We start from the raw sequence: 21,017 nt of genomic DNA on the forward strand, positions 1-21,017 counted from the left end.
AAAAATAATATTCTGTTGTAAAGAATTAGAATTTTCGAATTAAGGTTTTAATAATAATCTCGATGCCATTCCTAGAATGTAGGTACAAGCCAATCATTAACAATTAATCCTTAACCATTAATAATTATTAGTCCACCATCCAGATATGGTCAGCCTCAAAACCTTGTTCTTTCCACTCAACCTGAACACGCTGACTTTCAAGTGTGCTTACTTTCATGCCGACATAATCCGGTTCAATTGGTAATTCACGGTTGTAGCGGCGGTCGATCAAAACCATTAGTTCAACCATTTTCGGGCGTCCAAATGCCGTCATTGCGTCCAAGGCTGCGCGTACCATTCTTCCGCTCGCCAGAACGTCGTCAATTAATATAACGCGTTTTCCTTCGATCAGAAAAGGAACATTGGTTTTATTGGGTAGGAGCGGGGAATCGCGACGGCGAAAATCGTCTCTGTAAAAAGTAGCGTCCAAATGTCCTAACGGAATATTTTTTCCGGTTCTTTCCCTTAATTCAGCAACAACGCGTTCTGCAAAGAAAATTCCTCTTGGCTGAAGGCCCATGATGACAGAGTTATCAAAATTCTGATGATTTTCAATAAGTTCCTGGCATAACCGGCTGGTCATGATCTCTAACAGAGGGCTGCTTAAAATAAGTCGTTTGATGGACATCTTGTAATTTTACTGAATTAAAGCCTAAATTAAGCTCACAATTATGAAATGTAAAACTTTTCAAGGCAATATGTGTAATATACTCCTAAAAGATTCTTTCGTTTCTGGAATTAAATGAAGCCGGTTGAGAAGTTATTTTCTTTACTGTTGCTTATTCATTTAATTTTGTTCCGGTAATTAAGCTGTAAAAATAACGATACGTGAGTGACAATTAAGTGAAACAGCGGATCATAATAATTTAATAAAGAATAAATGAAATACCTGATAGCAGGACTAGGCAATATTGGTCCTGAATATGCTTTTACACGTCACAACATCGGATTCATGGTGCTGGACAGGCTGGCGGCTCAAAATGATTTTAAATTCTCTTTTGAAAAACTGGCGTTTGTAGCAGAATGGAAACACAAAGGCCGGCAGTTTTATTTTATAAAGCCTACCACTTTTATGAATCTGAGTGGTAAAGCGATCCGCTATTATATGGATCAGTATAAAATTCCGAAAGAAAACCTGTTAGTGATAGTTGACGAGCTTCAATTGCCTTTTGGAACTTTACGTATCAAACCAAAAGGAAGCCATGGCGGACATAACGGTTTACGGAATATTGAGGAAATTTTGGGCAGTTCAGAATATCCGAGACTAAGATTTGGTATCGGAAATAATTTTCCTCGCGGAAGGCAAGTAGAATATGTATTAAAAGCATTTTCCAAGGAAGAAATGGATGAATTACCTATATTCCTGGATACCGCAGGTGAGATGGTAGTATCGTTTTGTACTTTGGGGATACAATATGCGATGAATAATTATAATCAATGATTGTACTTTTTAAAGATATATAAATATTTTAAGATAGGTGTTTATTTGGTTTTTTAATTCTAAGTGAAATAATATTCTATTTATTGATTTATAAAGTACTAAAAATGATGAAGATGAATATTTTTTTAATAGTATATTCCAAACAATATTTTGTTTAGATAATTTATTAGAATTTGTAATATCAAAATTTATTGTGATATTTGTATATCAATTCGTTGGGGCAGGAATTGAATAAATCCATGAAGTTGTACCTTGATTTAGGTATATTTGCACTTCGGATAAAGATAAAAATTGTCAGTTTACCAGATTTTAAAGTGTCTTGATAAAAAATTGAGGCATAATTATTTAACGGGGAACTGAAATTGAATTTGCTTCGTATATTGAATCAGTTAACGTCTGATTTTGATAAGAAAAAAAATTGGAGTATTATTGAGACGAATGTGACTTTGTATAATAAAGTGACGTCAAAGAAAAGAATTTTTTAAACTGAGGTAGTTGTTTTTAAGGATCAGTTTGAAAAAAGTTAACAAAGCAGGTTGTGAAGGGAATGTTGAGTTTGAAAAACAGCTTTGTTATTTGAAATAGAAAAAATGATTTAACCTGAGTAGTAGTTTGTTTAATACTTTCTAATTCAGGTAAATATAAAGATAAGAAAAGGTTAAGGGTTTAGGAATAGTCAGTATAAAGCCGTCTTTATGAGATGGCTTTATCTTTTTATAGGCTCAGCCCAAACTTCTACCCGCCGGTTTAGCTTTCTTAGTTCTTCTGAAAGATTTTTCTGATTAGGTCTTGTAGAACCGTAACCCACGCCCTGGATTCTGTCACCTGAAATTCCTTTTTCCAATAAATAATTTTTTACAACCTGCACACGCTGATTTGACAATAAAATATTTTTGTCAAAATCCCCGATATTATCTGTGTGCCCTTTCAGCATAATTTTCAGGTCGTTTCTTTTTTGAAAATAGGAAACCAGCGAATCAAGCTGTGTTTTGGCAGGGTTTTCGAGTGTTTCCGTACTTTGGGTAAATAATAATGTGGCCAGCGGAGTGTCAAATGTTTCCGGACTCAGGCTGATCAGCGATTTCACTTCTGTCGCGCGACTGGTAGTTCTTACGGGAATACTCTTGGTTTGATATCCTGCTGCCTGTACAGAAATTTTGTATGATTCATGCGGTTTCAATTGGAAAGCATAAGAACCATTGTGTACCTTACTTTGAGCCACCAGCGAGTCATTATTAGTTTTCCTTACAGAAACATCCGCATTTTCCACAGCGTTAAGATTTTTTCCTTCGAAAACTTTTCCTGTAACCTGTACCAGATTGGTATTGATAATGGGCGTTTCTTTTTCAACAGGCTTACTTTCTTCCTTAACAGCTTCAATTTCAGCGGTCACTTCTTTCGGTGCGCGGCTGATTGTCTGATAGCTTCTTCGGATAAAAACCGGTGTCATTACGCGGTCATAGACCCGGATTAAAGCCACAGAACCTGCACTTGCTTCATGATTGGCTACAAGATCGTCCTGAAAGAAATTCAGAACCTGTTCATTATCCAAAACGCCTTCGGTACCAGGATCTTTGAATTCGACTTTCGAAATACCGTTTACATACATTTTAATGGCTTTGGTATCAAAGTCGCGGGAATATACATAATGGATATATTGATTGGCTTTTACGGGCGCTTTTTCGCCAATGGCAAAATCGTAAAAATTCAGTTTCCCGTCGTAGATATAACTTCCGTAATCACTTTTCCGGTTTTTGAAATCCAGAACGCGTTTCCAGCTATCCAGCTCATTCAGCTTGAAATAAATCTCGATCGTAAATGATTTGTTCAGAAAACCGTTCGCCTCTTTATTATCGAATTGTAAACCCGTATTTTTTTCAAACTGATATACAGTTCTTATAATTTCCGGAACACCTTTCTCACCACTTCCAGGCACTTTTTCCTTAATAAATTGCCCTGATTGTCCTAATTTATGCAGAGCCGGGCCACCTTTTTCCATAGGCGACAAGCCATTATTGAAATCATAAGTCCACTGGGTTTGTGCAAAAGCAGGATCGAAACTTTGGCTAAGAAGGAGAATTGCAAAAAGCCATTTCGCATTTTTTTTGTTAATCATCTTCAAAAATATAAAAAAGAGAGATCGAAGCCGAAATGCTTCTTGTATTTTTGAAACATAATTATGGTTTAAAGTGAAAAATATTCTAATCGGTCTTGTCTTTTCCATTCTGTGGGCCTCTGCTTCGGTCGCAACCAAGTTTGGTGTTCAGTCTGCTTCTCCTTTGATATTAGCAAACGTTCGTTTTTTTATTGCAGGTATATTGCTGCTCGGTTTTTCTTACGGATTTAAAAAAGATTCCGCATTCCGTCTTCCAAATCGAAACGAATTTAAGCAGCTCGCTTTGTTCGGGTTTATGAATACAACGCTGTACCTCGGCTTGTACGTGTGTGCGATGAAATATACAGCAGCCGGCATCGGAAGTCTGGCTGTTTCAACAAATCCGCTGATCATTGTTTTGTTATCCGCATGGTGGCTTCATAGAAAACCTGCAAAAGCGGAATGGTTGGGAATTGTACTCGGAATGGCTGGCGTGGCCGTTGCGACCTATCCCTTATTGAAAAATAGTTTTACAACATTGACAGGGATTTCCTTACTATTAATCAGTATGCTTACCGTTTCAGCTGCCAGTGTTTACTACGCCAGTGTGAAATGGGAGTTGCCAAATTTGCTGATCAATGGCTGGCAGGTAATGCTGGGAGGCATATTTTTATTGCCATTCACCGCTGTTTTTAGTGATTTTAACGCCACGCATTGGGATTTAACATTTTGGGGTTCCGTTTTATGGTTAAGTCTTGCAGTATCCGTAGTCGGGCTAATCTGCTGGTTTTATCTGCTTCGGATTGATACAGTCCGGGCGTCATTATGGCTTTTTTTATGTCCGCTTTTTGGTTTTTTCTTTGCCTGGTGGTTAATGGATGAGCCGGTTACAGTTTATACCATTATAGGAACCGTACTCGTTATCGCAGGATTATATGCCGGACAAAAATCCAAATTGCAGAGTATAAAAAAATAGTCATTTATGGATATGACAAACCACAAATGACTATTCCGGATATTTTATAAAATCTGATTATTCAGTTTCAATTTCACCTTTTAGATAAAGACGGGCTTGTCCGCCAATATTAACGCGGTCTCCATCAAGATCACATTTCAGATATCCACCGCGTTTCGAAAGCTGTTTCGCAGTCAGATCAGTTTTTGAAAGTTTTTCCGCCCAGTAAGGTATCAGCGTTGTATGTGCAGAACCAGTTACAGGATCTTCATCAACACCGGATTGCGGAGCGAAAAAGCGTGATACAAAGTCAACATCATCACCTGGTGCCGTAACAATAATACCACGAGCCGGAATGGTGGAAAGTACAATGATATCAAAATCAAGATCGCGTACTTCCGCCTCGGTATCAAGCACGACCATGTAATCCGTTTTTCCTTTGTAAACTTCCAAAATTGTTGCATCACTTAATCCTTCCATCAGAGCAGGAGGTGGTACGGCAATGTGATATGGATCTACGGGGAAATTCAGCGTCAGCCAGTTGTCTTTACAATGAACTGTCAATTCTCCGCTCAGCGATTCAAATTTGATAAGGTCACCTTCATATCCCTGTATGTTGAAGATCACATATCCGGCTGCCAATGTAGCATGGCCGCAAAGTTCAACTTCCAGCATCGGTGTAAACCAGCGGATATGAAAACCATTTTCGGTCGGTACGTAAAAAGCGGTTTCAGCCAGATTATTTTCAGCTGCAATACTTTGAAGTGTTTCATCCGGAAGCCAGCTTTCCAACGGTACTACCGCCGCCGGGTTTCCAGAGAAAAGTTGATCCGTAAATGCGTCTATTTGGTATATATTAAGTTTCATGTAATTAGGCTCGAGGTGTTAATTTATTCCAAGGTATTAATTTTTTTTTCGATTAAACGTAGTCGGGTATGGAATTTTTCAAGATAAATATTAAAATCAGATTAATAACGCCTTGTTATTGTCTCAGGCTTATTTGCCAAGAATCTCTTTAAAACCTTCTTTTCCTATTCCCAATCTTTTAAGATTTTCAATTAATGTCACAGCACGATCAATTCGCAGCTGGCTGCTTTTGACAGCGGTAATATGCCGGATAATAAAACGCCGCTTTCCGGCAACCAACAAATTAAAACGTCTGTTTCCTTCTTCATCCTGATCCAGCAATTCTTTCAATTCTTCCGGCACTTCCAGGCCATATTCACTGTCGTCAATTTCCAGATCCACGGTGAATGTTTCACCTTCCTTTGCTTTTAATTGTTTGATTCGCTGTGCATTAATACTGATGTAAGCATCTCCATTTCCCAAAGCAACCAGTCCACACTGCCATTTCAGTTTTTCGTTAACCGTGCACCAGAGACGAACAGAAAATGATCCTCCAAGTTTTTCAATAATCTCATTTGGAACAAGTAAATAGCGCGTCCCGACCAGGTGTTCCAAATGATGAATTTTTGATTCAAAGATGACGGACATTTTTATTTTTTCCTGTTTTTCATTCGTAAATACACGCCGTTTGTCCAACCAAAACCTTCCTGTACATCATACTCGCCCCCTCCAGCTTCCAGATTAGTATCGGAAACGTTGTACTTTTCCATCATTTTGCCGGTACGCTTAAATTCCTTTTCATTCAAGGAAAGCCACTCCGCACTCAGTTCATTTGCTGTTTTGTGAAAATTATAATTACGCAAACCTTTGTAAGTAATCCATTGCAGCGGTGCCCAGCCATTTGGTGCATCCCATTGTTGTCCACTTTTTAATTTTGTAGTTAATAAACCGCCAGAACGCATAAAATTGAGACGGATATAAGCCCTGACGTAATGCGATTGCTGTTTTCCGGCCAATTTAAAAAACAAAGGAAATGCCCCCGCTAATGTTACTGCTTTTGATTGCTCTTTTTTTGTGAAATTATAATCCATATAATAATTCCGGGTGCTGTCCCAAAAATAGGTATCAATAGCCTCGCAGCGTTTTTTTGCTCTTAATTCAAAATCCTGGTAACATTCAAATTCTTCATTCAGCAGATATGCCTCGGCCAATGTTTTTTCCAAATGGTACATCAGACAGTTCAAGTCCACCGGAAGTATATCTGTGGTTTGAATCGTTGAAAAATCATTTTCATCACCAAACCATCTGGTACTGAAATCCCACCCGGATTCCGCAGCGGCGCGTAAGTGACGATAAATTGATTCTCTGGAGACATTATGTTTTTCATAAGCTTCCTCTGCCAATTCCACATCTTCCCGGAAAGCTTCCGGTCTGGGTGTGGCTTTGTCGTCCCAATACCTATTCAATAAAACTCCATTTTCAAAGCGGACTACACGACGGTTGCAGTTAAAATCGCCACTTTCACAATTACCTTCATCCATCCAGTAATCGTACTCTTTTTTCATCTGAGGCAAATATTTTTTCAGGATCTTTTTGCCTTCCATTTCACTATACAACCTGACCATTAATGAAAAAAACGGAGGTTGCGACCGGCTTAGATAATATGTCCTGTTTCCCGTAGGAACGTGCCCGAAAGTATTAATCAGATAAGCGAAATTGTCGATCATATTTTTGATCAGATCAACTCTTCCACATTCTTTCAACCCGAGCATTGTAAAATAACTATCCCAATAATAAATTTCCCGAAATCTGCCACCAGGTACTACGTAAGGATTTGGAAGTGGAATCAGTGAGCCGCCGCGTTCCTGATCTTCCGGCTGACGGGTAAGATATGGCCACAATTTACGGATGTGTTCTTCGGTTGTAAGATCAGGATCCGGCTTGAAATCAACTTTTATTTCTCTTGGAATTCGAAAATGCTGGTGTACAAATTCTACCAGATTGAAATCCGGATCACTTTTTTGCTGATAATATCTTTCAATAATCAATACCGGATCTTCCGTAGGAATACAATCTGCAAAGGTTTTGGAATCACTGAATATATGACTGTTTTGAATATCATTAAATAAGGAGCCAAACAACTCTTCCGGAGATGTCAGCGATTGACCAAACGTAACTGAGGGCGCAATAAATCCGAACAAATCCTGAAAAATTAAAGGTTCACAGTTTATTTATGGTATTAATATCATTCGATCAAAACAAATTATTTTACCTCAGTAAAATCCAGTTTTGGCAACTTCATGGCATTTTCAATGAGTTTTATTTCAATGTTGAGAATGCCGGCTTCTGATTTTACATCCACCTTTTCCGGGTCGTCGGAAGGCTTATGATAGTCATCATGGCCGCCGGTATGAAAAAACAGAACCGGTATTTTTTTTGCGTAAAATGATCCGTGATCTGACCCTCCGCTACCTGCTGCGTCCGTAAAAAACCTGACACTTCCTTTGACATTCTCGAAAATTCCGGCCCATTGCGGACTGGTACCAACGCCACCAATTCCCACGCCCCGATCTGGGTTATAACGCCCGATCATGTCCATGTTGCACATCAAATTGATCTTGCTTAAAGGCAGCGTCGGATTATTTACAAAATGTTTTGATCCCAGAAGTCCCAGTTCCTCAGCACCGAAGGCGATGAAAAGAAAATTATAGGCTTCCTTAATATTGTTTTCTGAAAAATAACGTGCCAGTTCAATCAGTCCCGCTACGCCGGATGCATTATCATCTGCTCCGTTGTGAATTTTTCCTTCGGGATGTTCCTCTTTTGAACTTCCCTGATTTCCCATCCCAAGATGATCAAAATGTGCACCGATTACAATCGTGTATTCAGCTCCATTATCAAGAAAACCAATAATGTTCTCCGTTTTTCTCAAACTGTCCGGAACAACAACACGTTTTACTTTGGCGATAAATGGTTGTTTAAATCCATCCGTTCCGAGTGGTTTGAGGCCGTACTTTTTAAACTGTTTGATGACATATTCCGCAGCTTTGGAGTTTTCTTTACTTCCGGTACCACGCCCTTTCATTTTGTCGGAGGCTAATGCGTAAACATGTTTTGAAATGTTTTCAGGAGATGGAGAAATGGTTTGGGCAAATGAATTTGTAATAAATGATGTAAGCAGAAGTGTAAGGAAATATTTCATTGGGCAAAAAATAGAATTGAAAGTTACCAGATTTGATAATCTTCTTAAATGGAACAAGAAATGATGTGATTTATTTTGGTGGAAAGTTCTTGTAAATAGTACCGCGGCACAGTAATCTTAATAATGTAATATCGGGATTGATATATTCGACGCCGATGCTCCAGTCTCCAACTCTTATTCTGTAATAATTTTCCCAGGGCTTTTGACCTTCCATTTTTTTATAATCAACTTCGGCCGTTTCAAGGGAACTTGCAGACTGGAGTTTTTCAACGATTAAGATTATTCGTTTTTGAATATCTCTGGGAGCGTTTTTTAATTCCTTTTCAAATCTTTTGACAAACTCAACTACCATCCCAGATTCTTTTTCAAGTCTGAAATCGGATAACGTGGTTCATCTTTTTCGCTGCGCATAAGTTCAAGCATGAAAAAATCTTCCAGCCTTTCATTCTCAATAATGGCAAGTATTTTTTGAATTTCTGTTTCGGTCCAGTTCCCTCTTTGCTTTTTTATGCTGAATGTTGGTGCCGGAATCCCAATTTGTTCTGCCAGGTAAGCATTTTTATAACCAGACTTGTTAATAAGTATGGCCATATTTTTTTTAAGCTCTATGTAACTCTCAACAATATTTAACATTACGAATAAAGTTTCATAACAAAATCATTAATTTTTCTATTCAAATATAATGTTTATTATTTAAAAGCAGAAGAGGAGGCCATAAGACCTCCTCCAAAAATATTTGAAAAAAGTGCTTTTATTTTTTCCTCAAAGCCTCGTAAACAACGTCCATGATCGCCGTTCTGATGTTGAGCTGTGAGATTTTTGGATTTTCTCTTGTCGGATAAACCCGGTTTGACAGAAATACATAATTCAGATTGTTAGACGGATCAGCCCAAACCATAATTCCGGTAAATCCGGTATGTCCAAAACTCATCGGATGGGCATATTTAGGCGCATTTCCGGAATATTTAAAGGTTGGTTTATCAAATCCTAATCCACGGCGACTTCCCATTTCGGGATATTGGTAACGCGTAAATTCAAATAAAGCATCTTTGCTAATCAACTGCTGACCGCCGTAATAACCGTTTTGCAAATACATCTGCCAAACTTTCATTACATCATTCGCATCACCAAAAAGTCCCGCGTGACCGCTCAAACCGCCCATCATTGCGGCCGCTTCGTCATGCACCTGTCCGTGAATTAAAGTCTGACGGAAAAATGTATCTCTTTCTGACGGAACAATATCTTCCAGTTTGTAAAAACGTTTTGGATTGAAAGTTAAAGTGGTTGCACCCAGTTTGCTGTAAAAATTATTTTTCAAATAGTCTTCAAACTCAACACCTGTCAAACTCTTTACGATTTTTGGATAAAGAAGGAAAGATAAATCGCTGTACACATATCCCTCATCTTTATTCAGAGGAGAATCCTTGATGCCTTTGTAAAGCGTTTTAACGTAATTTTTACGAATAAAAAGACTGTCTCCAACAACCGAAGTAGGATATTTTTTTGACTGTGTAGTGCTGAAAACTTCTTTTTTTAAAGTCCCGTCCGGATTTTTCGCTTCCTTCCAGAACATGATATAAGATTTCAAACGCGCACTATGCGTCAAAACCCGACGCCAGGTCAGATCTGCTTTGTTTGATTTTTTAAATTCAGGAATGTAATCTTTCATCGTCGCATCCAGATAGAATTTTTTCTGGTCGTACAAACTCATCAGCGCAAGAGTGGATGCTGTGATTTTTGTTACCGAAGCCAGATCATATAAATCCGTCAGTTTCACATTCGCAGTTCCTTCATAAGTATGTTTTCCATAAGCTTTGCGGAAAAAAACTTTTCCGTCTTTCGCAAGCTGAACAACGCAACCCGGTGTTGCTTTTTCATTAATAGCCAGGTTTGCAATCGAGTCGATTTTGAAAGTGATCAGTTTGGAATCCAGACCAAGTTCTTCAGGAATGGTATATTTTAGTCGTCCCAAAGCTTGCGTTTCAATGCCGGCCAGATAAGGGAATTGCGTATTTACGGTCACCGGCAATTTCCCTTTGGCAGGAATTGCGCCGAAAATAAGTTGAGCAGACAAATCCTGCGTATATGGCGTAAGCTGATAAGCCATTACCAGCGCTTTGGCATTTTCGGAGTTTGGGATTTTGTTCAAAACATAAGGATTCCCAAAAATGGAAATAACTGCTTTTTTTGTAGCAATCAATTCCTGCAGCATAGAACTCATTTGATCTGTAAGTCCATAGTTTACTTTTGGCGAAATACTGCCCAAATGTACGCCAACCAGAAGCACATTATAGTCTTTCAATTTAGCCCGCACCATTTCTATCTGTGCCGGCGTCGCTTTTGAAGGAATATAATAATGATCCACTTTTGTATACAGATCAAGCGTTTTTTGAAAAGTGGTAGTGGTGTCGGCACCAAGAGAAATGGAGGCGATTTTTAGCGTGTCAATTTCACGAAGCGGAAGAATATTTCCGTCATTTTTTAAAATTGTCAATGCCTTTTCGGTCAGTAAACGATTGGTAAGTTCAGCCGATTTGGGATTTAGATCTTCATATAGATTGGTAAGATCAACCGGTTTGTAATGATTCAAACCAACCCATGCTTTTGCTTCCAAAACTTTTTTACAGCGAAAATCAATTTCTGCCTGCGTAATTTTTCCATCTGCAATACTTTTTTTGATTTCCGCAACTGCTTTGGAAACATCTTCTGTAAATTCCAGAACATCCATTCCCGCTTCCATGCCCATTGCATCCGCTTTTCCATCGGCGAAATATTTGGTAACGCCTTTCATGTTCATGGCATCAGAAAATATCAAACCCTGAAATCCAAGTTTGGTGCGAAGCAAATCTGTAACAATCGGTTTTGATAAAGTTGACGGCAAATTGGGCGTATTATCCAAAGCCGGAATACTAAGGTGCGCGATCATCATTCCGCTCAAACCATTGTTCATCAAAACCTTGAAAGGATAAAGTTCAAGCGTATCAAGTCGTGTCAGATTATGTGGAATTACCGGAAGATCAAAATGGGAATCGGTTCCTGTATCACCGTGACCTGGGAAATGTTTTGCGCTGGTTAATAAGCCGTTATCCTGCATACCTTTCATGTAAGCAAGTGCTTTTTCGGCCACTTTATATTTGTTCTCTCCAAAAGAGCGGAAGCTGATAACGGGATTATTGGGGTTGTTATTTATATCTGCAACCGGTGCAAAATTGATATGCATTCCCAGCCGTTTTGCCTGCTGGGCAACCTGTTTTCCCATTAAATAAATCAGATCATCATTTCCTTGAATTGCTCCGAGCGTCATTTGATATGGATAGCGAACGGTACTGTCGATCCGCATCGCCAAACCAAATTCAGCGTCCATGGCTACTAAAAGAGGAACTTTTGAAATGGATTGGTAGTAATTGGTCAGTCTGGCTTGTGGAACCGGGCCGCCCTGAAAAAATACAATTCCCCCGATTTTATTTTCTTTGATCAGCTTTTCAATAAATGCCGGATTACTGGTTTTGGGGTCAATCACAGCGCGTTTCACATCAGAAACTGCGGCAACCATGATTAATTGTGAAATTCGTTCGTCCGGCGTTAAAGTTGCAAAAACAGAATCTACCCACTGACGGTTTTTGTTTAAAAATTGTGGCGGTGTCGTAGTTTGCGCTTTGGAATTGCTGAAAGCAAATAACAAAAGGTGAAAAACGAAGAAAATTATAGCTTTTTTCATGAAATGGAAAAGAATAGGATCAAGTGTCCAAAGTTTGGAAAACAAATGGATTAAAACAAAGCTAATGCTTTAATAGATTAGGTATTGAAAAGCCGATCGGAGGAAAGCAATTATACAATTAATAATCCTAAAAGAAGCCCAAGGATGATGAGCAGGTAAGAAGGGATTTTGGTAAAAAACAGGATCAATAAGGTAATTAAAACGGTAAGAACCGACTGCCAGTCAACAGCCATCGGTTCAAAAAGTGAAATGGCGGCGGCGATCGTAAGTCCGCAGCTTGTGGCATGAAGCCCGTCCAGTGACGCACGGATTCCACGATATTTTTTCAATTGTCCCCAGATAGGGTAGGCGAAAAAGATAAAAAATGTCCCTGGCAAAAAGATACCAGCCGTTGAAACAAAACCACCGATGATTTGTCCGGTTATGCCATACGACTGCATTGATAAACTTCCCACATAAGTTGCGACCGAAAAAACCGGTCCGGGAACTATCTGCGTTAAAGCCATTCCGGAAAGAAATTCCTGATCGGTCAGGTAATGCTTAAATTCTACAAACTCGTTATAAAGAATAGGAATCAAAACTTGTCCGCCGCCAAAAACCATACTTCCGTTACGGTAAAAGTTTTCAAAAAGACGAACGGGTAAAGATTTCGTAACCGTACCAATTCCGGCTGCTACCAGCAATACCGATATCCAGAAAATAAGCGGCCGCCAGGTAATTTTGATCGGCCCGCGTTCCATTTTTTCGTGTTGACGGAAATTTAAGGAAGCCGCGACCCCGCCTGAAACGATCAGAAGCGGCGTCATATAAGGCGAGGGAAAAAGATACGCCAGAATTGTGGAAATGATCAAAAAACTCCACCCCTGAAAATTATGAATTACCTTCCGGGCAATGGCGTAAGCTCCGTGCATCAAAAATGCAACGGCCATCGGGCCCACAAAACGCGTGAAGGAAAGTGAGATTTTCTTTTGTTCCAAAAGATGAACACCAATTGCTGCGAGCGTCATCAGCAGCATGGCTGGTAATGACCAGACCAGCAAACTAAGATAAGCCAAAGGTTGTCCGCCGATTTTTAAACCAATTGCAGTAACCGTTTGTGTAGAACTCGGACCGGGAAGAATCTGGCAGAGTGCCTGTAATTCAAGTAGTTCTTCCTCGGTAATATATCTTCGTTTCTTGACCAGCCTTTCGATCATCATCATAAGATGTACCTGCGGACCTCCAAATGCCGTAAATGACAGCAAAAGAATGTCCAGAAGATAAATGATATAACGAAACCGGCGGATGGGGTTACTCAACAGATTTTATGATAAAGGGTTTAGAAAGGTAAATTTTGTGATCTACCATTTTCCATATTCAAATGCGGGTTTTAAACCGGATTATTTTTTTAATCCTAATTCACGCAGACGTTCATCCAGAAATTCACCAGCCGTCATATTTACATATAATTTTGGAAATTCAGCACTCACGCAGCTTTCCAGACAAGTCAGATTCATATCAGCTCTCGGATGCATGAAGAAAGGAATTGAAAAACGAGAAGTTCCCATTTTTTCTCGCGGCGGATTTACAACACGGTGGATCGTTGATTTTAATTTGTGGTTGGTCAGACGGTCAAGCATATCACCTACATTCACAACAATTTGGTCCGGCAAAGCTGTAATGGCAATCCATTTTCCATCGCGACGCAAAACTTCAAGTCCTTCTGCACTTGCACCCATTAATAACGTAATGAGGTTAATATCTCCATGCGCAGCAGCGCGTACAGCTCCGTCAGGGACAAGGTCAGGATTTTCAATCGGGAAATAGTGAAGAGCCCGAAGTATGCTGTCGCCGTTTTTGACTTTATCTTCAAAGAAATCTTCTTCCAGGCCAAGGTAAATGGCAATCGCTTTCAGCAAAGTTTTACCAGCATTTTCGAAAGTCCTATATACTTCGGTAGTGTATTCTTCAAATTCGGGAAATTCGTCAGGAAAAACGTTATGGGCCATGTCACCCAAAGGTTCCGGCTGCCCGATGTGATAAAATTCTTTAAGGTCTGCAACTTTAAAACCTTTTGCAGTTTCTTTTCCTTTTCCTATATATCCACGCTGGCCAAATAATTCAGGATGCTCGTATTTTTTCTTTTCAGTTTCTGTTAAGAAGAAGAAACGCTGAACTGCGTCATAGAGTTTTATTCGCAAATCATCGCTAAGGCCATGATTCTTAATAGCAACAAATCCTATATTGGTAAAGGCAGAACCAAGGTCTGCTACAAATTTTGCTTTTTTCGACGTATCTCCCGAGGTGTAGTCTGCCAGGTCCAGTGATGGTACTTCGTTTAATAATGCAGGTTCCATAATGCTTTTTTATGCAAAGTATAAAACAATCTGTTGTTCATGCAACAATTTATCGTGAACATTCAATCCTATCATACGCAGATAACAGTTAGTTTGTTATTTCTTAATTTGCCTGTTTTTCGGCAAGAATATGAATCAACTTATTATTAATCAGTATTTAAGGTCATGATTGTTTAAGCAACCTTTTAATAGAAAAAGTACGATCAGAATTTGAAAAAATACTATTTTTAAAGAGATAGCTCTATATTTGCCTCCAGGTAAAACCCGAATTTGGTGCAATTTTGTCTTGATTTGGATTAGATATTAACATTTACAAGAAAGCAAATGCTCTTTAATTCTTTACACTTTTTACTATTCTTCATTTTTGTTACCACACTGTTATACACCATCCCCTGGAAACTTAGATGGTTACTTTTGCTTGCAGCGAGTGCTTACTTTTATGCTTCTTTTATTCCGGTTTATTTAATAATTCTTGGCGTCGTTATCGTCATAGACTATTTTGCAGGCATCTGGATTGAAAATTCAAATGGACATAAAAGGTTACTGCTTCTGATTTTGAGTCTGGTCGCCAACGTTGGGTTTCTGGCATTTTTTAAATATTTCGATTTTCTTAATAATAATATAACACACGTTTTTAAGCTGATCGGTCAGAAAAATGAAATGCCTCCGCTTCGTGAAATATTTCCGTCATTAATTCTTCCGATTGGGTTATCGTTTCACACATTTCAATCGATGAGTTATACGATTGAAGTGTATCGGGGCAATCAGAAAGCTGAATATAATTTCGGGATTTATTCCTTATATGTACTTTTTTATCCGCAGCTCGTTGCGGGCCCAATTGAAAGGCCCCAAAATGTGCTTTGGCAGTTTCGGGAAAGATTTGATTACGATTGGGAAAATATAAGAACCGGACTGACGCTGATCGCCTGGGGAATGTTTAAAAAGGTGGTTATCGCTGATAGATTTGCCCTTGTCACGGACGCTGCTTATTCCGATGTCCCTAATCAAAGTGCTTCTGCATTATTGATAGCCACTTTTTTCTATTGCTTTCAGATTTACTGCGACTTTTCCGGCTATTCCGATATTGCCATCGGTACTGCCCGGGTTATGGGTTTTAAATTAATGACCAATTTTAACGCACCTTATTTTGCAGAGTCAATTTCCGAATTCTGGAAGCGCTGGCACATATCCCTTTCAACCTGGTTTCGGGATTATGTTTACATTCCACTAGGAGGAAATAGAAGAGCAAAAAGCCGTGTTTATTTCAACACCATGGTGGTATTTTTGTTGAGCGGATTATGGCACGGAGCCGACTGGAAATTTATTATCTGGGGATGTGTTCATGGTATTTATCTTATTCTAGCACAAATTTTCAATACACATACGATTTTCAGACGTGCGCATGTTGGTAAAGGCGGACCGTTACCGGTAAGGCTTTTCCATATTTTATGGACATTTTTACTTGTTGCGTTTGCATGGATATTTTTCAGGGCAAACAGCGTTTCCGAAGCTTTTGAAATCATCCATAAGATCTTTAATTTCTCTGATTACCGCATTCCCAACATTGCAATGAACACAGGAGAATTTATTTTTTCTCTTGGGTTGTTGCTGCTACTGGTAATTAAGGATAAATATTTCGCCAGATATATTCCCGATACCAGACTCTTCTGGATGTTATTTCCGCTTGTTTGTTTTTGCTGCTATTTGTTTGGCGTTTTTACCAGCAATCAATTTATCTATTTCCAATTTTAAGCCATGGGATATATCAATAAGTTGATCCGATATTCTTTATTATTCGTTTCCGGAATAATATTCATCGTTAGTTTGTCGCCGGTTTTACAGCGAAAAATTGCAGCAAAAGGCCTGATTCCGGATCAATACCGGTTTGGAGATCTTTACAACACTTCCAACCTGTTGAAATTTAAAGAAGTTGATTTTGCTAAAAATACTTCGTTAACAGAAACAGACAAGCCTAAGGAAAAGTACAAAAATGTCGATCTATATACAATTGGCGACAGTTTCACACCTATGGACACCAGCTATTACGCGGGTGATAAAAATTTCCATATCTGGATGGGGATGAATGTTGATACTATAAAACTTGATACCGCGAAAAAATCCATTCTGGTTGTAGAAATAATTGAACGCACTATACAGGAACGTTTATTAAAAGATTATGAGGGACTTTATATCAAAAGAGGATTCCAGATCAAATGTGATACTTATAAAAAGGAAATTGCCAATTCAGATCGCGGGAGTTCTTTCTGGTGGGATAAGTTTGGGGATCAGATTAATCAGCGGATAGAATTTCTTTTATTCAATTTTAACCCATTTTTGAAATTAAAAGAATTGAAATCAGGTATGATGCTAAGCTGGTTTGACCGTACGCACACCGGTGCGATCATTTCCAGAAATCATGAATATCTTTTTTACAGTGTTGAGGCCGATAAGAAAAGCGAACTTTCTCCCTTTCACGAAATCACACCAGCTTCTGTCGATTCGGTGGTAACACACATTAATACAATCAGGACTTATTACAAAGGTCGTGGTTTTGACGAGGTTTATTTTTGCCTGATACCGAACAAGGTCACGGTTTGTGAAAATGCCAGATTTGAATATAACCATCAGATTTCCCTTATCGAAAATAATCCGCTGTTGAAAACTCCCATGATTTCTGTTCAGTCAACGATCAGGAAACATCCAGAATGGTTTCATAAAAGTGATGGCCACTGGAACGTAGCCGGTAAGCGTTACTGGCTGCAAAAAACCAATGAACTAGTTAAGCAGTGGAGTGAAGAATACGCGAATTAGATTAAATTATAAATATTATCTCCACGTTTGAATAAGATTCAAAATCTTTCTTAATGGTTTAATAGCCAGTGTTTTTCTCTTTCTTATAGACTTAATTTATACTCCATAATTAAGTCAGTAGAAAATATACTAATATATTGTAGAATACCTTCTATTGTATTTTAACATATAGTTTTATATTTGCCTTTATAAATCCCTCCGAAAGGCAGCTTGGCCTGTTCAATGAATTGAATTGACACTGACATTTTTAACCAAATGCTACTCAATTCCGTATTTCCAGAATTTTTATTTTCACTTATATACGTCAGAGTAATCTGATTAAACTTTATTGTTTTTAACTTCTCAACTCCCATTAATTTGACTATGAAACTTTTACAAAAATTATTTTATGTATGTGCATTTTTTGCGTTAGTAGCGGCAACACCTTATGACAGCCTGCAATCAAACCGGGTAGCCGCAGTGCAAGTAAGCTGCGGTGGGAGAATTTGGACTGATGGAGAATTGCTGGGGGAGGATAATCATGAAAAAGTCTGGACTGTTATTTTTGAAAATCGGGTTTACATCAGGAAGGAGAATAATCCTGCCAAGGTTCACAATAATAATCAGGTTCTATATAATGTCTATAAAGATGGCATCCGTGTTTTTCCACCAGACCAGGCTACTAATCTAGTTAATAGCTGTGTTAATGAAGAAGATCCGAGCACCATATCAAATGGCTATCTTCAGCCCCAGGTAGGAAATGTAATTCGCTGTAATAATAAGCCTATAACAGACAAACTTTTCCTGGGTGACTACATCGGTGGAGATCGTGTAATATCTAGGCAGTATGCAAGAATCATTAATGGCCGCCTGAGAGTTAATTTGCAACGTGAAGGAAATGCTGTCAATTTTGATGGGTTGAGTATGGCATTGATTCACCAGACTATTGATGGTGAAAATGGAAGTTATTTGAACCCTAACATGGGTTTTACATTAAATCATGAGGAAATAAACAGCTGTTTCTGGAAAAACGAGCCGTTGCCTGCCACGCTCATTACAGCAACGCCGGCCTGTACATCCGGCCCAATTTTGCAAGGCATTTCAAATATTACAAAAACATCCCTTCGCTTTTCTTTTTCCGGAACTAATATCCCAAATGTTACCTGGAGAATTAAGTCAGGCGGCACTGTAGTGAGAAATGGAACAACCGGTGCATTGTCGGGCGCGACAATAGCCGATCTTACCTTTGCTTCACTGGACATGGGCAGTTATACACTCGAAATTGAAGGTGGAGATTGTACTTCAAGTGTGAGCACCCAGCCTTTCACTGTAACTGCGCCTGCTTGTACAGGGGGGCCAACGATTTCCTCTGTTACAAATATAGGAGCAACAGGCCTTACGGTTAATTTCGCCGGAACTAATATTACTTCGCTGAACTGGACTATCAGAAATAACACCGGTGTATCACTGGCTAGTGGAAAAACGGGGACATTGACTTCCAACAGTGCAACACTGGCTTTCGGAAATATTGTAAATGGTACTTATACACTTCAAATACAGGGCGGAGATTGTGTTTCAACGGTAAGTGCTCAGAACTTCAATATTAATATAAATTGTAACCGGGGCCCGGTAGTTTCTGAGGTGGCTAATGTTACCAATACGAGCCTGAGTTTCCAGTTTGATGGAGATGGCGTATACGTTATTAACTGGAGGATTATGCAGGGTAATGACTTGGTTACTGAAAGCAGTGTTAGTCCTCAAAACGCACGTCCTACAATTAATTATACTAATCTTGCCAACGGTAACTATACACTTCAGATTCAAGGTGGCTCATGTAATTCTGCGGTTAGTTCAAAAGCTTTCGCATTGGGTGTGCCGCTTCCTATCGAGGTTTCGAACTTTACAGCAACGCCCGTTTCAAAAGGTATTGATCTTTCCTGGAAAGTTTTGAGCGAGAAAAATGGTGAAGGATTTGAGATCATTCGTTTTAATGATAGTAAATTAAATGCATCGCAAACAATCGGGAAAGTAGCATTGACAGAACAAAAAATCGGTGATTACAGCTTCCTGGATGAAAATCCTGAGCCAGGAATTAATTACTATCAGTTGAAGCAAATTGACTTTGACGGAACGTTTGAAAAGAGCAGAATTATTTCGGCAAAATTCGATCTGTTATCTGAGGCATTTATTTCTCCAAATCCGGCTGTTGATTTTGTAAATGTTCAATTCACTTCTAAAACTTCCGGAAATAGCGGAATTGAATTGTATAACATGGCCGGAATTAAATTATCCACGTCAACAATCAATGTAACACCAGGTCAGAATTCCTACAAAATGAATGTGGGCAAGCTTGGTCAGGGTTATTACTTTGTGAAGGTTTTACATGGCGATCAAAACACGCCATTGCGTTTTATCAAAGTCAATTAAAATAGTCTGATAAACGATATTATTACAAAACGAATGCCGTATCAAAGTCTCACCTTGATACGGCATTCGTTTTTTTATTCTATTATATAAGAAAAATTAGCGCATCGATGATTGCGAACCATACAAAGCTTATTCCTTCAACCCTTTAATATAAGCGATCGTTTGAGGGACTTGTTTCATGAATGAAGGACTTTCGTCTTCAATAAAATAATGTTTGATACCCGCTTTTTTGGCGGCCTTTAAGACAGCAGGAATATTTAGCTGGCCGGTTCCCAGCGCCACATCATTTTCGACCGGTGTTCCTCCCGTATTATCGCCTTTGACACCTTTCTTTAAATCTTTAAGGTGCATCAGTTTCCAGCGATTTCCATATTTGTTCAGTAATGCAACAGGATCCTGACCGGGAAAAGCAGTCCACATAAGATCCATTTCAAACGAAACATATTCTGGATTTGTATTTTTTACGATGTAATCAAAAAGTGTCCCGTTCTCATAAGGCAAAAATTCATAACCGTGATTGTGGTAACAAAGCGTAATGCCATTTTCCTTCAATATTTTCCCTGCCTTGTTAAAGTCGGCTACGGCTTTTTTTGCTGTTTCAATATTGAAGTTATTTTTTTCGTGAGGAATCCACGCCACCATGACAAAGTTTGCTCCCAGGATTTTCGCGTCATTAATTGTTTCCTGCGGATTATTCACCAGTGACTCATATCCTGCACCGATAGACGGCATTTTTATATTTCGCTTATCCAGCTGTTTTCTTAATTCCTCAGTAGACATTCCTTTTTGAGGTCCGCCTTCCAATTCCACAATTCCGAGAGACTGTATCGTATCGAGCGTAGCTTCTATGCCTTTCGGGAAACTTGATCTGAAAGTGTAAGCCTGTGCCGCCACAGGTTTTGTATATAACGGCTTGCCCGATTGCGCCATAACATTAATCTGCAAGAATGCAGATGCAAAAGCGAGTCCGGTATAGATGATTTTTTTATTCATAGATGAAATTATAAAATGGTTATTGTTTGTAATGATACAATTGAATTTCTCAAACTAATAATATTTTGAGAAGCTAATTCAAAAGATACAACCGAAATAAAAATACTGTTGAAGTTTATTAGATGAGGCAAGGCGAAAAATATGTATCCGATGATTACTTAACCGATTATAACCT

The 21,017-nt window shown here is 38.8% G+C and carries 17 protein-coding genes; 5 read left to right on the forward strand and 12 right to left on the reverse strand.

The window, feature by feature from the left end; all coding sequences use genetic code 11:
* Window positions 1-127 precede the first annotated feature (127 nt).
* Window positions 128-667 (reverse strand): bifunctional pyr operon transcriptional regulator/uracil phosphoribosyltransferase PyrR, encoded by a 540-nt coding sequence (gene pyrR / locus IEE83_RS03785; RefSeq protein WP_194119294.1) that lies wholly within the window; start codon window positions 665-667, stop codon window positions 128-130.
* Window positions 668-919: 252 nt separating this feature from the next.
* Between pyrR and pth the strand changes: the two genes are divergently transcribed.
* On the forward strand, window positions 920-1,480 hold the full coding sequence (gene pth, locus IEE83_RS03790) for an aminoacyl-tRNA hydrolase (protein WP_194119296.1): 561 nt from the start codon (window positions 920-922) through the stop codon (window positions 1,478-1,480).
* A 706-nt stretch (window positions 1,481-2,186) separates the two neighbouring features.
* Here the strand turns inward: pth and IEE83_RS03795 are convergent.
* Entirely contained in the window at window positions 2,187-3,596 is a 1,410-nt protein-coding gene (locus IEE83_RS03795; RefSeq protein ID WP_194119298.1) for an OmpA family protein, read from the reverse strand.
* 73 nt (window positions 3,597-3,669) lie between these two features.
* On the opposite strand from IEE83_RS03795, the gene IEE83_RS03800 reads away from it, so the two are divergent.
* On the forward strand, window positions 3,670-4,551 hold the full coding sequence (locus tag IEE83_RS03800) for a DMT family transporter (protein WP_194119299.1): 882 nt from the start codon (window positions 3,670-3,672) through the stop codon (window positions 4,549-4,551).
* Window positions 4,552-4,608: 57 nt separating this feature from the next.
* Here IEE83_RS03800 and IEE83_RS03805 read toward each other — a convergent pair whose 3' ends face one another.
* The 9 genes from IEE83_RS03805 to IEE83_RS03845 all read right to left on the reverse strand — a co-directional run bounded on the left by IEE83_RS03805 (window position 4,609) and on the right by IEE83_RS03845 (window position 14,632).
* Window positions 4,609-5,397, reverse strand: a complete 789-nt coding sequence (locus IEE83_RS03805) for a PhzF family phenazine biosynthesis protein (protein ID WP_194119300.1) — start codon at window positions 5,395-5,397, stop codon at window positions 4,609-4,611.
* A gap of 129 nt (window positions 5,398-5,526) precedes the next feature.
* Window positions 5,527-6,024 (reverse strand): YdeI/OmpD-associated family protein, encoded by a 498-nt coding sequence (locus IEE83_RS03810; protein WP_194119301.1) that lies wholly within the window; start codon window positions 6,022-6,024, stop codon window positions 5,527-5,529.
* A gap of 2 nt (window positions 6,025-6,026) precedes the next feature.
* Window positions 6,027-7,577, reverse strand: a complete 1,551-nt coding sequence (gene treA, locus IEE83_RS03815) for an alpha,alpha-trehalase TreA (protein WP_194119303.1) — start codon at window positions 7,575-7,577, stop codon at window positions 6,027-6,029.
* Between the two features lie 62 nt (window positions 7,578-7,639).
* A complete protein-coding gene (locus IEE83_RS03820) occupies window positions 7,640-8,578 on the reverse strand; it encodes a M20/M25/M40 family metallo-hydrolase (protein ID WP_194119304.1) in 939 nt (312 codons plus the stop codon).
* A 70-nt stretch (window positions 8,579-8,648) separates the two neighbouring features.
* The gene (locus tag IEE83_RS03825; RefSeq protein ID WP_194119306.1) at window positions 8,649-8,930 is read right to left on the reverse strand and encodes a type II toxin-antitoxin system RelE family toxin; all 282 of its coding nucleotides are present in this window, start codon (window positions 8,928-8,930) and stop codon (window positions 8,649-8,651) included.
* Window positions 8,924-9,169 (reverse strand): hypothetical protein, encoded by a 246-nt coding sequence (locus IEE83_RS03830; RefSeq protein ID WP_194119307.1) that lies wholly within the window; start codon window positions 9,167-9,169, stop codon window positions 8,924-8,926. The genes IEE83_RS03825 and IEE83_RS03830 overlap by 7 nt, the downstream gene beginning before the upstream one ends.
* A 160-nt stretch (window positions 9,170-9,329) precedes the next feature.
* Window positions 9,330-12,296, reverse strand: a complete 2,967-nt coding sequence (locus IEE83_RS03835) for a serine hydrolase domain-containing protein (protein WP_194119309.1) — start codon at window positions 12,294-12,296, stop codon at window positions 9,330-9,332.
* 110 nt (window positions 12,297-12,406) lie between these two features.
* Window positions 12,407-13,594, reverse strand: coding sequence for a chromate efflux transporter (gene chrA / locus IEE83_RS03840; protein WP_379992813.1), 1,188 nt, complete (start codon window positions 13,592-13,594; stop codon window positions 12,407-12,409).
* A gap of 81 nt (window positions 13,595-13,675) precedes the next feature.
* On the reverse strand, window positions 13,676-14,632 hold the full coding sequence (locus IEE83_RS03845) for an isopenicillin N synthase family dioxygenase (protein WP_194119310.1): 957 nt from the start codon (window positions 14,630-14,632) through the stop codon (window positions 13,676-13,678).
* A gap of 324 nt (window positions 14,633-14,956) precedes the next feature.
* On the opposite strand from IEE83_RS03845, the gene IEE83_RS03850 reads away from it, so the two are divergent.
* From IEE83_RS03850 to IEE83_RS03860, 3 genes are all read left to right on the forward strand, one after another.
* Window positions 14,957-16,384: an MBOAT family O-acyltransferase gene (locus IEE83_RS03850; RefSeq protein WP_194119311.1), complete on the forward strand. Its 1,428-nt coding sequence runs from the start codon at window positions 14,957-14,959 to the stop codon at window positions 16,382-16,384.
* Window positions 16,385-16,387: 3 nt separating this feature from the next.
* Window positions 16,388-17,443 carry a hypothetical protein gene (locus tag IEE83_RS03855; protein WP_194119313.1) on the forward strand — a complete coding sequence of 352 codons (1,056 nt, stop codon included), beginning with the start codon at window positions 16,388-16,390 and terminating at the stop codon, window positions 17,441-17,443.
* Between the two features lie 363 nt (window positions 17,444-17,806).
* Window positions 17,807-19,849 carry a T9SS type A sorting domain-containing protein gene (locus tag IEE83_RS03860; RefSeq protein WP_194119314.1) on the forward strand — a complete coding sequence of 681 codons (2,043 nt, stop codon included), beginning with the start codon at window positions 17,807-17,809 and terminating at the stop codon, window positions 19,847-19,849.
* A gap of 129 nt (window positions 19,850-19,978) precedes the next feature.
* Here IEE83_RS03860 and IEE83_RS03865 read toward each other — a convergent pair whose 3' ends face one another.
* Complete coding sequence (locus IEE83_RS03865) at window positions 19,979-20,842, reverse strand: sugar phosphate isomerase/epimerase family protein (protein WP_194119315.1); 864 nt, start codon at window positions 20,840-20,842, stop codon at window positions 19,979-19,981.
* Between the last annotated feature and the right edge of the window lie 175 nt (window positions 20,843-21,017).

The sequence above is a fragment of the Dyadobacter subterraneus genome (assembly GCF_015221875.1).
Lineage (GTDB): Bacteria > Bacteroidota > Bacteroidia > Cytophagales > Spirosomataceae > Dyadobacter > Dyadobacter subterraneus.

Coding starts and splice junctions, on each gene's coding strand:
- pyrR (WP_194119294.1), bottom strand. CDS start 667: ATGTCCATCAAACGACTTATTTTAAGCAGCCCTCTGTTAGAGATCATG.
- pth (WP_194119296.1), top strand. CDS start 920: ATGAAATACCTGATAGCAGGACTAGGCAATATTGGTCCTGAATATGCT.
- IEE83_RS03795 (WP_194119298.1), bottom strand. CDS start 3,596: ATGATTAACAAAAAAAATGCGAAATGGCTTTTTGCAATTCTCCTTCTT.
- IEE83_RS03805 (WP_194119300.1), bottom strand. CDS start 5,397: ATGAAACTTAATATATACCAAATAGACGCATTTACGGATCAACTTTTC.
- IEE83_RS03810 (WP_194119301.1), bottom strand. CDS start 6,024: ATGTCCGTCATCTTTGAATCAAAAATTCATCATTTGGAACACCTGGTC.
- IEE83_RS03820 (WP_194119304.1), bottom strand. CDS start 8,578: ATGAAATATTTCCTTACACTTCTGCTTACATCATTTATTACAAATTCA.
- IEE83_RS03825 (WP_194119306.1), bottom strand. CDS start 8,930: ATGGTAGTTGAGTTTGTCAAAAGATTTGAAAAGGAATTAAAAAACGCT.
- IEE83_RS03830 (WP_194119307.1), bottom strand. CDS start 9,169: ATGGCCATACTTATTAACAAGTCTGGTTATAAAAATGCTTACCTGGCA.
- IEE83_RS03835 (WP_194119309.1), bottom strand. CDS start 12,296: ATGAAAAAAGCTATAATTTTCTTCGTTTTTCACCTTTTGTTATTTGCT.
- IEE83_RS03845 (WP_194119310.1), bottom strand. CDS start 14,632: ATGGAACCTGCATTATTAAACGAAGTACCATCACTGGACCTGGCAGAC.
- IEE83_RS03850 (WP_194119311.1), top strand. CDS start 14,957: ATGCTCTTTAATTCTTTACACTTTTTACTATTCTTCATTTTTGTTACC.
- IEE83_RS03855 (WP_194119313.1), top strand. CDS start 16,388: ATGGGATATATCAATAAGTTGATCCGATATTCTTTATTATTCGTTTCC.
- IEE83_RS03860 (WP_194119314.1), top strand. CDS start 17,807: ATGAAACTTTTACAAAAATTATTTTATGTATGTGCATTTTTTGCGTTA.
- IEE83_RS03865 (WP_194119315.1), bottom strand. CDS start 20,842: ATGAATAAAAAAATCATCTATACCGGACTCGCTTTTGCATCTGCATTC.